Origin of the sequence: Bacillus sp. S14(2024) (genome assembly GCF_050473785.1) — a bacterium.
In the GTDB taxonomy this organism is placed as follows: domain Bacteria; phylum Bacillota; class Bacilli; order Bacillales; family Bacillaceae_G; genus Bacillus_A; species Bacillus_A yunxiaonensis.
The window spans coordinates 3,140,668-3,153,755 of the sequence record NZ_JBFLUP010000006.1 but is presented as its reverse complement, the minus strand read 5'-3'; the positions used below and the strand labels follow the sequence as shown (position 1 = coordinate 3,153,755).

Genomic DNA, 13,088 nt, shown 5'->3' with positions numbered 1-13,088 from the left:
ACGGGCAGTAAGACCCCAAAAGACTGAGAGAGAAGCGAGGAATATAGTTGGGGATGAAAAAACCCTCCACTGATAGGAGGGTTCACTTTATATTTTTTCATAGAAAAATGTATCAAAGCGCTGTAAGTTATAGCGCTCTGGAGTTAAAATTTGCTCGGTGCTGCCAACAAATAATACTCCGCCTTTCTTGAGGGAACGGCTGAATTTTTCGTATATTTGCGTTCGTGCTTCCTCTGTAAAATAAATCATGACGTTTCGGCAAATAATTAAATCGAAATTTGTATCGAATGACTGCAATAATAAATCGTGTTGTTTAAATGTAACGAGTTGTTTTATATCAGGGTGAATGCTATATTCTTCATTTTCTTTTATAAAATATGTTTGTTTCACAGCACTTGGTACTTCTTTTAAAGAACGATCAGAATATGTGCCGCGTTTTGCTTTTTCTAAAATATTTAAATCGAGATCAGTCGCATGAATTTCAAAACGATATTTTGATAGAATTTGCGAAAGAATGATAGATAACGTATATGGTTCTTCCCCAGCTGCACAAGCAGCGCTCCACATTTTTAATTTTCCGTTATTTTGCCCGATGAGCTTAGGTAATACTTTCGTTTCAAGAGCATCCCATCTTTCGCGATTGCGGTAAAATTCAGACACATTAATTGTTAAATGATCAATAAATGCGGTGAATAGATGGGAATTACTCTGTAGTTCACGAAGAAAGAGCATATAATTCTCATGACCCTTTCGCGTAATAAAAGAATCAATTCTCCTTCTCATCCTATCTTGTTTATATAATGAAATATCGATATTGAAATGTTGTTTAAACTGTGAAATGAAATAGGTATAGTCTTGTTCTAGCATTAGTATGACATAGGCACAATATGTATATATTGTGCCCCCTCCTTTTTACATGGTGTACTACATTATGCGAATTTTGTGTTCAAAATTTGTTCTATTTGGGTGGTCTTGTAGACCTGGTAAATCAAAAATAACGGCATTTGTGCCTGTTTCCTTGGCAACGTCCACTGGAATGACAGCCGTATGTTTGTCACCGTTATAAAAACAAAGTACTAAGTCTGTATCTTCAATGATTTGTTTTACAAAAAACATATATTCCGAACGATAAACAGCTTCATTTGGATGATTAAAAGAAAAAAATTGTGCCCCTTGTGCTTTTAAATACACTACGATGTCTTGAAATTCATCGGATAATACATGTAATGGCTGTAATGTGTATATGTATAAATTAGGAGCAAGACGCTCATTCTCAACAAAAAAACGAAGTACCTCATTTTCAATCGATTTATAGCATAGTACATAGATACGATGTTTATAAGCATATTCAGATAAAAAACTTTTAATTTCTGTTTGATCTAATGTTGTTAGTTGATTGGAACCACAAAGAAAGATATTCATAGATTCATGCCACCTCATCGTAAATTGTAACATATCTCCTGCAAAAAATAACTGCAAATTATCGTTTGACAGGGTATAATTATTAATAAATAGATTTTACGATAAACTAGTCAGGCGCTTATGGATATCTCATTGCCCATAAGTAGCGGAATAAAAACTTAAATAGGTGATACATATATGTTACGTTTTGTACCCAGCAATCCAGTTTTATCGCACATGCCGCCTCAGTTACCAACACAACAGGGAGCTAAGGAAACGCTGCGACCTGCTTTTTCGGATAAATTACATGTTGATCCGAAAAAAGAAAAATTACTCGAACAAATGGAGGCTCTTGTCGGTAATATCGGGGAAATAAAAGAAAAAATTGAACAAGAATTAACACTTGATAACATTATGGAATATAAAAGTACAGTGAAATCATTTTTGAATTTCTATGTAGATAATTTGATGCAGTATAAAGATGTATTAACGCGTCATCCACGTTATGGTTATTCGCAAAAATTGACGGTTGTCAAACAAGTCGAAAATGAACTGAATGACTTAGAAGACATTATGAATCTAGTCAATACGAAAACAGGACATTTAGAAATATTAGATCAAATTGGAGAAATTCACGGTTTAATTGTTAATTTAGTATTGTAAAAGGAGGGAAACAGCATGTATAACAACTTATATGAACAACTTGTGAAAATGAAAGATACATATGAAACAATCGGCGCGTTCGGAGAGCAAATTTATGAATGTTTACAGCAAAAGAAAGTAGCAGATGTACAATCTTTGCATGTGAAACAGCTTCAGTATATTGAACAGGCCAAACAGTTGGTCCTTCGCTTTCAAGAAATGGTAGAGAATGATTGTAAAGAAAAAGGGATGAATCCAATTAGAGTCCGTTCTTTATTTTCTTATTTTTCGAAAGAAGAAATTGAAAAAATGGAAGAAATACAAAAAACATTACTGTATTTAGAGGGAAATACAAAAACGATACTTTTGAAAAATCAATATTACTTAAACGTATTATTAAAAACTACGGAGAGTATTGTGGATTCAGTTTCTGAATTCAATCTCGAAAGAAATCATAACTCACAAATTTTTATGAACGAGCTATTGTAGATAAGGGAGAAGTGAAGAAAAATGAGACTAACCGATTATAATACGTCGTTATCTGGGATGTTGGCGGCACAATTAGGACTTCAAACGACAAAGCAAAATCTTTCAAACATACATACACCAGGATATGTTCGTCAAGTCGTGAATTACGGATCTGTTGGAGGAAGAAATGGAAATACACCGGAGCAGCAAATTGGTTACGGTGTACAGACTGTAAGTGTGGATCGTGTAACAGATGCAGTGAAGACACGTCAATACAATGAACAGTTATCGCAAGTTGCTTATTATTCATATAGAAATTCGACCTTATCGCAAGTTGAATCAATGGTAGGTTCTACAGGTGAAAATTCGTTATCGAGTTTAATGGATCAATTTTTTAATGCATTCCGTGAAGTGGCGAAAAATCCAGAACAACCTAATTACTATCATACGTTAATTGCCCAAACAAATAAGTTTACGAATCAACTGAATCGTCTTGCGCAAAACTTCGAGCAAGCAGAATTGCAAACAGGGACAGATGCAACGCAGCATGTAAACGAATTTAATCGGTTGGCACGCAACTTAGCAGAGGCAAATCGAAAAATTGGTCAAGCCGGAGAACATGTACCAAACCAATTGCTTGATGAACGTGATCAAATTATTACGGAGATGTCGCAATATGCGAATATTGATGTGTCATACGAATCAATGAATCCGAATATCGCAAGTGTTAGAATTAATGGAGTGTTAGCTGTTAGCGGTCAAAATATAACTGGAGAAGGCGGAAGCCAAGATTCGTATCCATTGCAACTTATTTCAAATAATGGTGCATTATCTGTTCAAATCTCTGGGACAGAAATTCCGCTACAAGGCGGCGCAATTCAGGCTGCTATTGATACGAAAAAAACAATTGCAGGATATAAAGGTCAGTTGAACGACTTAATGGTGTCTTTAAAAGACAAAGTAAATGGCATAACACAGCAAGATTTCTTTGTGGGAGATAGTGCAAAGAACATGAAGCTCAATCCCGATTTTGAACAAGATGTTACGAAAATGAAAATGTCTGTTGATACGGCGAATCAGTTAGCAGGACTAGGAGATCAGATGTATGCTGGGGGGCTTACATATAAGCAGTCATTAGATAAACAAATTGTTCAAGTTGCAACAGATACGAATGCGTCCGGGGCATATCAAACAATTCATGAAGATTTATTAAATGGAATTCAGCAAGAAAAAGCGAGTTTAGAAGGCGTTAATATGGATGAAGAAATGGTTAATTTGATGACATATCAAAAATACTTCGTTGCGAATTCAAAGGCAATTACCACAATAAATGAAGTGTTTGATAGTTTGTTTGCCATTATTAGATAGATAAAGTAAAACTTTCATCAGTGGAGGTCTTACTGCCCGCAAATAGCGGGAAGGAATTTTGATAACGATAAGGAAATGTCTTTTTCTTATCGTTATCGGAACTGATGGGGATTATATAGAAAAATAAAAATCCTGCTAAACGTTTGAGCGAAAGAGAGAGGGAGATTTTATGAGAGTATCAACATTTCAAAATGCCAATTGGGCAAAAAGTGAATTAATGCGTCTTAATTCCCAGCAAATGTATCATCGTAATCAAGTGGCATCGGGTAAAAAAAATATTCGCATGAGTGAAGATCCGCTTGCTGCAAGTAAATCCTTTGCTATTGAACATTCTTTAGCGAATATTGGGCAAATGCAAAAAGATTTAGGAGACGCTAGAAATGTCTTAAAGCAAACAGAAAGCACATTGAAAGGTATGTATAGCTCATTATCACGAGTGAACGAACTTACAATTCAAGCATTAAACGGAACAAATGGACCGAATGAATTGAAAGCAATTGGAACAGAGGTAGATCAAATATTAAAACAAGTTGTGTATTTAGCAAATACAAAAGAACAAGGGCGTTATATCTTTGGCGGTGAGGGTACAACACAGCCGCCATTTGCTGATGATGGTACATATCAAGGCGGAGCCAAAGACGTTACATGGAATTTGAATGATGGGTATGGAGTGAAGGTATTTCGAAATGGAGAAGACATGTTAACACCAACGATTCAAACGTTAGTAAAAATGAAAGATGCAATGTTAAGCGGTGATCAGAACGCATTACAACCGTTAATGCAGCAAAATAAAGATAACTTAGATAAAGTTTTAAATCGTACGACAGAAGTCGGTTCAACGATGAATACACTGGATTCATTTGACACAATATTAAATGAGCAAAACATGGCACTGCAAGAAAATAGAAAAGACATTGAAGATGTCGATTTAGCAGCAGCTATTTCCGATTTATCATATATTAACGCAACGTATGAAGCGACGTTAAAAGCAGTAAGTACAATGAGTAAGATTAGTATTTTAGATTATATGTAAAAAATGAGGAGTGAGAGAGAATGGCAGGAACAATAACAGGTATTGGCGGAGGCCAACAAATTTGGAACCTTGGCAATAATATGATCGATACATCACAGCTCGTACAGCTTGAATTGCAAACATTGGAAATGAGAAAATCGCCGTACAACACGCAAAAAAAATCATTAACAGATGAAAAGGCTGTGTATAGCAGCTTAAAAACACAATTTAGCCCATTTGCTCAAACGTTTAAAGATTTAGCTGCCTTTAAAGGGGGAGACAAAAAAGTTACTCTATCACAAGATGGGTACGTGAATATTCAGGCAGACGGGTCAGCAATTGGGGGAACGTTTAACATTGAAGTGACGGAATTAGCACAACGTCATCAAATTTCAAGCGGGTCAATTGCAGATATAAATGCGAAAATTGGCGTAGATGATACAATTAAAATTAATGGTACAGATCTAAAAATCACGGCCGATATGACATATAAAGATCTTATTAACAAGGTGAATAACGGAAGTTACGGTGTATCAGCTTATACGTTAGGAGATAAAATTTTCATTTCCTCTACAAAAGAGGGGACATCTAGTGCAATTAAACTAACAGATGGAACTACGAACTTCTTAAAAAATAGTGGATTTTTAGGTGCGGACGGTGCAATTTTAAATGAAATAACTGTTCCTAAAAATGCTCAATACACGATTAATGGAATAACAGATACGAGCGAGTCTAACACAATAAGTAAACTTCCAGGTGTAACAATCCAGTTAGAGAAAGCGACACCGGTAAATACACAGATTACATTTACAGTAGCAGATTCTAACATAAAAGATTCTGTCGATATCATTAAAAAAATGGTTGCAGACTATAATAAAGGTGTTTCTGCAATGGACTTGTTCTCTGGGGACGGCGGCGCACTTCAAGGACAAACGGTTATGCAATCAATTCGAAAAGCGATGAATGATGCTGTGACATTTACGCAAAATGGAAAGTATTTATTCTCATTTGGTATTCAAGTGAATAAAGATGGAACGTTACAAGTAGATGAAACGAAGCTAACGAATGCGTTAAAAGAAGATCCAGCAGCAGCAAAACAGTTTTTCTTTGGAGTAGATGGCCTAGGAAAACAAATCGATCAAAAGCTTGATAAAATTTTTGGCGAGACAGGTACAATTGGAGAGCATGTACAAAGCATCGATAAACGAGTAACAGATTTAGACCGTAAAATTGCAGATATTGATAAGATAAATAAACAAAAACAAGACGCTATTGTTAAAAAATACTCGGATTTAGAAAAGCAATTATCTATGCTAGATATGCAATTGAAATCTATTCAAGCAATGACAAAGCAAAAGAGTAATGATGAGTAAGAAAGAAAGATAGATAGAGGGAGTTAATCGTATGCAAGCGTGGCAAAGATATATGCAAAATGACATTATGACGAGCAATCCAATTAAAAATACAATTTTTGTTTATGAAAGATGTATTGTTGAGTTTCGTAAGTCGGAAGAATTATTAAAAAACTTCAAGTTTCAGGAAGCTGATGAAGTATTAGATAAATTAGAGCGCATCTTTGATGAATTAAAGATGCAATTAAATCCGGACATTAGTAAAGACCTATATGACAATTTATATTCGTTATATGATTGGATTAGCAATCAAGTTCAAATGATGAAAATGACACGTGCATCGGCAAATATGGATGCGATCGTTCAAGTGTTACAGGATTTGATAGAAGGATACCGCGGAGTACTAGAAAATGAACAGTAAGGTATATGAAGAATTTACGAGCTGTTTTAATCAGGCAAATGATGTAATTGTATCAGAAGAGAAATTGGAGACGAGAATGAGAGAGTTTCATACATGGTTGTTAACAATAGATGAAACAATGCGTCTTCAAATAGCAAATGAAGTGATTCCGCTTCTTACAAAAGCCACAGAGCAAATTCGCTTTAAGCAGAGTATTCTAGAAGAAATGATTGAAGTGAATGATGGCAGAATGAAAGCAAACTCATATTATGGCAAGTATTAACGATTTTCGCATCTAAAAGAAGAGCGATCGTATTCGAAAGGATCATCGCTTTTCTTTTGTGTTGCTTGCAAGAATGTAATTAGCATACGAAACTATATGTAGAAATGCAGAAGAAAGATTCATTTTTTAAAATTTTTAAAGAAAATATTGTGAAAATAAAAGAAAATGTTGAAAGATACATAATAAAATATTATTTTAATAAATGGATACATATAAAAAGAGAATCAAAATATAAAAATGAAATGATAGAAGAGAGTGGGAGTATGCTAGATTTTGTAAGTAATGTCAATCGTTATATGGATTATTTAGTGACAAAGCGAAATACTGTTTCGAATAATATTTCAAATGCAAATACACCCGGATTTAAAGCACAAGATGTTGATTTTTCTGAGCAACTTGCAAATAGTAATGGACTGTATAAAAAAAATGAATTAGATTTACAAAAAAGTAGTCCACTCTATCAAACGAATCCAGTGCATTTACCTTTATCAAATGAAACAAATACATATGCAAAAATTCGAACAAACACTTTGTCTAATAAAGAAGATGGGAATAGTGTTGATGTGACAAAGGAAATGGTTGATCTCGTGAAAACGAATCAGTTATATGGCATATCTATTAATGCAATTAACACGCAATATACAATTGATCAAGCAGCTAGAGGACGTTAAGAAAAGAGGGAAAATACATGTTTCAGGCAATTAATGCCAGTGGTTCTGGATTAACAGCAGCAAAAAAATGGATGGAAGTTACTTCTGATAATATTGTCAATGCGAATACAACAAGTGGACCTGACGGAGGACCGTATCATCGCCGCAGTGTTGTGTTAGAACAAAATAATAGTTTTGCAAGTATGTTGCAAGGAGAGCCGAATACAGGGGTAAGAATAGCCTCTATTGAAACGGATCCGAATGAAAATCTTATTTATGATCCTTCGCATCCACAAGCAAATGCACAAGGATATGTACGCTATCCAAATATTGATATGACAGCTGAAATGACAAATGTAATGGTTGCACAAAAAATGTATGAAGCAAATACAAGTGTATTTAATGCCAATAAAAAAATGCTCGATAAAGATTTAGAAATCGGACGAGGTTAAGAGGGCGAAAGGAAGAGAATGTATGCGAATTCAACCACTTAGTAATACACAACCATTTGGCGGTATTCAACCGCTCACAGCACAAAAAACTTCTTCAACTCCAGTGGAAGGCAAACAGTTTATCGATTTATTAGAAGAGATGAATCAAACGCAAAACAACGCACAGACAGCAGTCTATGATTTGCTTACAAAAGGTGTAGGCAACACAAATGATGTACTTATTCAACAAAAAAAAGCAGAATCACAAATGAAAACAGCAGCTGTTGTGAGAGAGAACCTGATTGAAAATTATAAACAGCTTATGAATATGCAAATTTAGAAATATGGACGGATGTGTGTGAAATGGAAAAAATAAAAGGCGTTTTCCAATCGTTAAAAATGTGGCATAAGATGGTGATTGGGGCTGCTGTTTTAGCCATTGTTACAGCTGGATTGCTATATTACACTTTGCCTGATAAGTATGTCGTTGTTTATCAAAATTTAAGTGATAAAGATAAACAAGATATTACAGTTGAATTATCGAAGCTAGGAGTGGACTATAAGCTTAATCAAGATGGATCGATTGGCGTATTAAAGAAAGATGCTGCTTGGGTTCGTAATGATATGACAGGAAAGGGTTTACCATTCAACTCTAAAAGCGGGGAAGATATATTGCTTGACAGTTCTCTTGGTTCTAGTGAGCAAGATAAACAAATGAAGCAGCTCGTTGGAACGAAGAAGCAATTGGAACAAGATATTGTAAGAAATTTTGCAACAATTGAAAGTGCAAATGTACAAATTACATTGCCGGAAAAAGAGACAATTTTTGATGCAGAGAAAGCAAAAGGAACAGCAGCTGTAACAGTTGGCGTGAAAAGAGGACAAACGTTAACAGAAGATCAAATCTTGGGAATCCAATCCATGATTAGCGCAGCTGTCTCTGGTGTAAAAGCAGAAGAAGTAAGCATTATTGATAGTCAGAAAGGTATTATTTCAAAAGGCGCAAATGAATCTCATAACGCAGGTTCATCTTCTTACGAAAAAGAACTAGAACTGCAGAATAAAATAGAAGACAAATTAAAGCAAGACATCGATTCTACATTAATAACAATGTTTAAGCCCGATGAGTTTAAAGTAAATACAAAAGTAACAGTGAATTATGATGAAGTGACAAGACAGTCAGAGAAGTATGGCGATAAAGGTGTGCTGCGCAGTAAACAAGAGCAACAAGATAAATCGACAGCACAAGATGGCACAGCGGGTCAGCAAAGTGCTGGGATTACTGCAAACGGTCAAGTTCCAAATTACGGAAATGGCAATAACCAAAATGGAAAAGTGATATACAATCAAGATAATAGCAATAAAATTGAAAACTATGAAATTGACAAAACAGTTGAAACGGTGAAAAAACATCCTGAATTAACAAAAACGAATATCGTTGTTTGGGTAGATAATTCAACATTAGCAAAACGAAATGTTGACATAAATGCCTTTAAACAAGCGATTGCAACAGCTGCAGGACTACAGGTAGATCAAAATGGTAATTTTACGAACGGCCAAGTGAATATTGTTACCGTTCAATTTGATCAACCGAAGAAAGCAGAAACGAAAGCTGCACCAGCAAGCAACTTCAATTGGTGGATTATTGGAGGTGCCCTAGCAGGCTTATTAGTACTAGGCGGTGCTCTATGGTATTTCTTAGCGAAGCGAAAGAAGAAAGAGAATGAAGAGTTTATTTCAGATTTTGATTCGGAAGCGGGAGAAGAAATAGCAGCAGCGGAAGAAGATATGATCGTGCAGTCAGAGAAGGTAGAGGAACCAGAATCGAAAGAGCCTACATTAGATGAACAAGTACATCAAATGACAAGAGAATATACAGAAGGTACTGCAAGAGTAATTAAAAAATGGTTAAACGGACAGTGAGGGACATAAGTGATGATAGAAGGAATCTCTTCAAAAGAAAAAGCTGCCATACTTGTTCGGATGTTAGAAGAAGATGTGGCAACAAAAGTCATTGAATATATGAATGAAGAGGAAAAAGAAGTATTATTACGGGAAATTGCCAAGTTTCGTATATATAAACCTGAAACGTTGGAAAATGTATTAGGAGAATTTTTGTATGAGTTAAATGTCAAAGAACTAAATTTAGTTATGCCAGATAAAGAATATATTCGTCGTATTTTCAAAAATATGCCGGAAGAAGAGCTTGAGAAACTGTTAGAAGATTTATGGTATAACAAAGACAATCCGTTTGAGTTCCTTAACTCGCTTACGGATTTAGAGCCGTTGCTAACGGTTCTAAACGATGAATCACCACAGACAATTGCGATTATTGCATCGTATATTAAGCCGCAGCTTGCTTCAAGATTAATTGAAAGATTACCAGATCATAAACGAGTTGAAACGGTTATGGGGATTGCAAAGCTTGAGCAAGTTGATAGTGAACTTATTAATCAAGTAGGTGATTTATTAAAATCGAAGCTAAACAATATAGCATTTAGTGCGATTAATAAAACAGACGGCCTAAAAACGATTGTTAACATCTTAAATAATGTTTCTCGCGGTGTAGAGAAAACGGTATTTGAAAAACTTGATCAAATAGACTATGAACTATCTGAAAAAATTAAAGAAAATATGTTTGTCTTTGAAGACCTACTTCGTCTTGACGATTTAGCACTGCGCCGTGTCCTAGAAGAAATTGCTGATAATGGTCTCATTGCAAAAGCGTTGAAAATTGCGAAAGAAGAAATTAAAGAGAAGCTGTTTACCTGTATGTCTAGTAACCGTAAAGATATGATTTTAGAAGAATTAGATGGTCTTGGTCCATTGAAAATGACAGACGCTGAAAAAGCACAACAAACGATTACAAGTACTGTGAAAAAATTAGAAAAAGAAGGTCGCATTGTTGTTCAAAGAGGTGAAGAAGATGTCCTTATTTAAAAACAGAATTCCGAAGAATTCTGTTTCTTTTTCACATGAAGCGTATGAGTTACAATTTCCGCAGCAAATAATTTTGTCAGAGGAAAATTCGGAAGAAGTAACGGAAATCAATGCGGCTAAGGCGGAATTATTTGCAAGGCAGAAAGAGCTGCAATTACAAATGATGAAGCTCCAGCAAATAGAAGAAGAATTAAAGCAGGAGAAACTGAGACTTCAGCAAGAACGAGAACAATTTAGTTTGTTACAAGAAGAGCATCGAAAGCAAATAGAAGCAGATCGCAGTGCTCTTTTTGAAGAACAAAAGGAGATGGCAGTTGAATGGTCAGAATTACTTTGGGATCAATCATTGCAATTAGCCGAAAAGATTGTGAATCAAGCTATTGATTTGCGACAACTTGAGTTATTACCAATTTTAAAGGGGATTGTTCAAACACTGCCAACATCGTTTGAAAAGCTTACGATTACGGTTCACCCGGAAACGTTTGAAAGAATTGAACAAGAAAAAGCTGCAACGAAAGAATATTGGCTTCTTGAACTTGTTGAGTGGAAATACGATTTCTCTTTACAATTTGGTGAGTTTGTTTTAGAAGAAGAAAAGGAGTTTTTTGAATTTAAATTTAAGCCGATTTTTGAGAAGCTTCGTGAGCAATGGGAAGAACAGCAATTATTTGAGGGGCAAACAGTATGAAAGAGCGGCTTGTAAAAGAACATGAAAAATGGAATGCCTTTATGGAAACACCATTTTATATAAAAAAAGGAAAAGTACATAGTGTGCAAGAACAATTTTTCGTTGCAAAAGGACCGAAAGCAAAGATTGGCGATGTATGTCTCGTTGGAGAACATAATGTATTATGTGAAGTCATTGCGATTGAAAAAGAAAACAATATGCTTCTTCCGTTCGAGCAAACAGAAAAGGTATGTTACGGTGACGCTGTTACGCTCATTAGTGAGGACGCTCTCGTACCGCGCGGTGAACACTTGCTTGGTAAAGTGTTAAGCGCAAATGGTAAAATCTTAAATGAACAGGAAGCGAATGTACCGCTTCAAAAAATAAAGCTTGATGCACCGCCAATTCATGCTTTTGAACGTGAAGAGATTACGGAAGTATTTGAGACTGGCATTAAATCCATTGATGGGATGCTGACAATTGGTATTGGACAAAAAATTGGGATTTTTGCAGGGTCAGGTGTCGGGAAATCAACACTTCTCGGTATGATTGCGAAAAATGCAAACGCAGATATTAATGTCATTAGTTTAGTCGGTGAACGCGGACGTGAAGTAAAAGATTTTATTCGAAAAGAATTAGGTGAAGAAGGCATGAAGAAAAGCGTTGTCGTAGTGGCAACGTCTGACGAAAGCCATCTTATGCAACTTCGTGCTGCAAAATTAGCAACCTCGATTGCAGAATACTTTCGTGATCAAGGGAACAATGTCCTTTTAATGATGGACTCTGTCACTCGTTTTGCTGATGCAAGAAGAAGTGTTGATATTGCCGTAAAGGAATTACCGATTGGCGGGAAAACATTGTTAATGGAAAGTTATATGAAGAAATTACTTGAGCGTTCTGGAAAAACAAAAAAGGGCTCTATTACTGGTATTTATACGGTTCTTGTCGACGGCGATGATTTAAACGGTCCGATACCAGACTTAGCACGTGGTATTTTGGATGGGCATATTGTATTAAAGCGTGATTTAGCTACGTTAAATCATTATCCAGCTATTTCTGTATTAGATTCTGTAAGTCGGATTATGGAAGAGATTGTTACGCCGGAACATTGGCAGCTTGCGAATGAAATAAGAAAGACGTTATCCATTTATAAAGAAAATGAATTGTACTTTAAACTGGGCACAATTCAAGAAAATGAAGAGAATGCGTATATTTTTGCATGTAAAAATAAAATAGACGATATTCATACATTTTTAAAACAAGGTCGGACGGACAGCTATCGGTTTGCCGATATCATTCAGCATATGTATAGCGTTGTGTAAAGGCCTCAATATAGAGGCCTTTTAATTATGTATTATAATTATATATTAGAATATTTCACAGATTTTTTTGTAAAAAAACTATATAATAGAAAAAAGGAAAGGTATAATAGAGAGGGGGTTACAAAAGCAGGTGAATGCAAAACAGTATAAAA

General features: G+C 35.3%; 16 protein-coding genes. 14 read left to right on the top strand and 2 right to left on the bottom strand.

Annotated elements, in window-relative coordinates:
- Window positions 1-87 precede the first annotated feature (87 nt).
- A complete protein-coding gene (locus tag AB1279_RS16065; protein ID WP_429759861.1) occupies window positions 88-867 on the bottom strand; it encodes a CheR family methyltransferase in 780 nt (259 codons plus the stop codon).
- Between the two features lie 57 nt (window positions 868-924).
- Window positions 925-1,422, bottom strand: coding sequence for a flagellar motor switch protein FliG (locus AB1279_RS16060; protein WP_429759860.1), 498 nt, complete (start codon window positions 1,420-1,422; stop codon window positions 925-927).
- A gap of 177 nt (window positions 1,423-1,599) precedes the next feature.
- Between AB1279_RS16060 and AB1279_RS16055 the strand changes: the two genes are divergently transcribed.
- The 14 genes from AB1279_RS16055 to AB1279_RS15990 all read left to right on the top strand — a co-directional run bounded on the left by AB1279_RS16055 (window position 1,600) and on the right by AB1279_RS15990 (window position 12,936).
- Window positions 1,600-2,064: a YaaR family protein gene (locus AB1279_RS16055; protein WP_429759859.1), complete on the top strand. Its 465-nt coding sequence runs from the start codon at window positions 1,600-1,602 to the stop codon at window positions 2,062-2,064.
- A gap of 15 nt (window positions 2,065-2,079) precedes the next feature.
- Window positions 2,080-2,532: a hypothetical protein gene (locus tag AB1279_RS16050; protein WP_429759858.1), complete on the top strand. Its 453-nt coding sequence runs from the start codon at window positions 2,080-2,082 to the stop codon at window positions 2,530-2,532.
- 21 nt (window positions 2,533-2,553) lie between these two features.
- Entirely contained in the window at window positions 2,554-3,879 is a 1,326-nt protein-coding gene (flgK, locus tag AB1279_RS16045; RefSeq protein ID WP_429759857.1) for a flagellar hook-associated protein FlgK, read from the top strand.
- 169 nt (window positions 3,880-4,048) lie between these two features.
- Entirely contained in the window at window positions 4,049-4,912 is an 864-nt protein-coding gene (locus AB1279_RS16040; protein WP_429759856.1) for a flagellar hook-associated protein 3, read from the top strand.
- 20 nt (window positions 4,913-4,932) lie between these two features.
- Window positions 4,933-6,264, top strand: a complete 1,332-nt coding sequence (locus AB1279_RS16035; protein ID WP_429759855.1) for a flagellar hook-associated protein 2 — start codon at window positions 4,933-4,935, stop codon at window positions 6,262-6,264.
- 31 nt (window positions 6,265-6,295) lie between these two features.
- Window positions 6,296-6,664 (top strand): flagellar export chaperone FliS, encoded by a 369-nt coding sequence (gene fliS, locus AB1279_RS16030; protein ID WP_429759854.1) that lies wholly within the window; start codon window positions 6,296-6,298, stop codon window positions 6,662-6,664.
- Window positions 6,654-6,926, top strand: coding sequence for a flagellar biosynthesis protein FlgG (locus AB1279_RS16025; protein WP_429759852.1), 273 nt, complete (start codon window positions 6,654-6,656; stop codon window positions 6,924-6,926). Before fliS ends, AB1279_RS16025 begins: the two co-directional genes overlap by 11 nt.
- A gap of 242 nt (window positions 6,927-7,168) precedes the next feature.
- A complete protein-coding gene (flgB, locus tag AB1279_RS16020; protein WP_429750769.1) occupies window positions 7,169-7,597 on the top strand; it encodes a flagellar basal body rod protein FlgB in 429 nt (142 codons plus the stop codon).
- Window positions 7,598-7,614: 17 nt separating this feature from the next.
- Window positions 7,615-8,028 (top strand): flagellar basal body rod protein FlgC, encoded by a 414-nt coding sequence (gene flgC / locus AB1279_RS16015; protein ID WP_429759851.1) that lies wholly within the window; start codon window positions 7,615-7,617, stop codon window positions 8,026-8,028.
- A gap of 22 nt (window positions 8,029-8,050) precedes the next feature.
- On the top strand, window positions 8,051-8,347 hold the full coding sequence (gene fliE / locus AB1279_RS16010) for a flagellar hook-basal body complex protein FliE (protein WP_429759850.1): 297 nt from the start codon (window positions 8,051-8,053) through the stop codon (window positions 8,345-8,347).
- A gap of 23 nt (window positions 8,348-8,370) precedes the next feature.
- Window positions 8,371-9,930, top strand: a complete 1,560-nt coding sequence (fliF, locus tag AB1279_RS16005; RefSeq protein WP_429759849.1) for a flagellar basal-body MS-ring/collar protein FliF — start codon at window positions 8,371-8,373, stop codon at window positions 9,928-9,930.
- 12 nt (window positions 9,931-9,942) lie between these two features.
- Window positions 9,943-10,947, top strand: a complete 1,005-nt coding sequence (fliG, locus tag AB1279_RS16000) for a flagellar motor switch protein FliG (RefSeq protein WP_429761445.1) — start codon at window positions 9,943-9,945, stop codon at window positions 10,945-10,947.
- A complete protein-coding gene (locus AB1279_RS15995; protein WP_429759847.1) occupies window positions 10,934-11,635 on the top strand; it encodes a FliH/SctL family protein in 702 nt (233 codons plus the stop codon). Before fliG ends, AB1279_RS15995 begins: the two co-directional genes overlap by 14 nt.
- Entirely contained in the window at window positions 11,632-12,936 is a 1,305-nt protein-coding gene (locus AB1279_RS15990; RefSeq protein ID WP_429759845.1) for a flagellar protein export ATPase FliI, read from the top strand. The genes AB1279_RS15995 and AB1279_RS15990 overlap by 4 nt, the downstream gene beginning before the upstream one ends.
- Window positions 12,937-13,088 lie beyond the last annotated feature (152 nt).

Excerpts from the sequence above, each read along its gene's own strand:
- AB1279_RS16065 (WP_429759861.1), bottom strand. The coding sequence starts at position 867 with ATGCTAGAACAAGACTATACCTATTTCATTTCACAGTTTAAACAACAT.
- AB1279_RS16060 (WP_429759860.1), bottom strand. The coding sequence starts at position 1,422 with ATGAATATCTTTCTTTGTGGTTCCAATCAACTAACAACATTAGATCAA.
- AB1279_RS16055 (WP_429759859.1), top strand. The coding sequence starts at position 1,600 with ATGTTACGTTTTGTACCCAGCAATCCAGTTTTATCGCACATGCCGCCT.
- AB1279_RS16050 (WP_429759858.1), top strand. The coding sequence starts at position 2,080 with ATGTATAACAACTTATATGAACAACTTGTGAAAATGAAAGATACATAT.
- flgK (WP_429759857.1), top strand. The coding sequence starts at position 2,554 with ATGAGACTAACCGATTATAATACGTCGTTATCTGGGATGTTGGCGGCA.
- AB1279_RS16040 (WP_429759856.1), top strand. The coding sequence starts at position 4,049 with ATGAGAGTATCAACATTTCAAAATGCCAATTGGGCAAAAAGTGAATTA.
- AB1279_RS16035 (WP_429759855.1), top strand. The coding sequence starts at position 4,933 with ATGGCAGGAACAATAACAGGTATTGGCGGAGGCCAACAAATTTGGAAC.
- fliS (WP_429759854.1), top strand. The coding sequence starts at position 6,296 with ATGCAAGCGTGGCAAAGATATATGCAAAATGACATTATGACGAGCAAT.
- AB1279_RS16025 (WP_429759852.1), top strand. The coding sequence starts at position 6,654 with ATGAACAGTAAGGTATATGAAGAATTTACGAGCTGTTTTAATCAGGCA.
- flgB (WP_429750769.1), top strand. The coding sequence starts at position 7,169 with ATGATAGAAGAGAGTGGGAGTATGCTAGATTTTGTAAGTAATGTCAAT.
- flgC (WP_429759851.1), top strand. The coding sequence starts at position 7,615 with ATGTTTCAGGCAATTAATGCCAGTGGTTCTGGATTAACAGCAGCAAAA.
- fliE (WP_429759850.1), top strand. The coding sequence starts at position 8,051 with ATGCGAATTCAACCACTTAGTAATACACAACCATTTGGCGGTATTCAA.
- fliF (WP_429759849.1), top strand. The coding sequence starts at position 8,371 with ATGGAAAAAATAAAAGGCGTTTTCCAATCGTTAAAAATGTGGCATAAG.
- fliG (WP_429761445.1), top strand. The coding sequence starts at position 9,943 with ATGATAGAAGGAATCTCTTCAAAAGAAAAAGCTGCCATACTTGTTCGG.
- AB1279_RS15995 (WP_429759847.1), top strand. The coding sequence starts at position 10,934 with ATGTCCTTATTTAAAAACAGAATTCCGAAGAATTCTGTTTCTTTTTCA.
- AB1279_RS15990 (WP_429759845.1), top strand. The coding sequence starts at position 11,632 with ATGAAAGAGCGGCTTGTAAAAGAACATGAAAAATGGAATGCCTTTATG.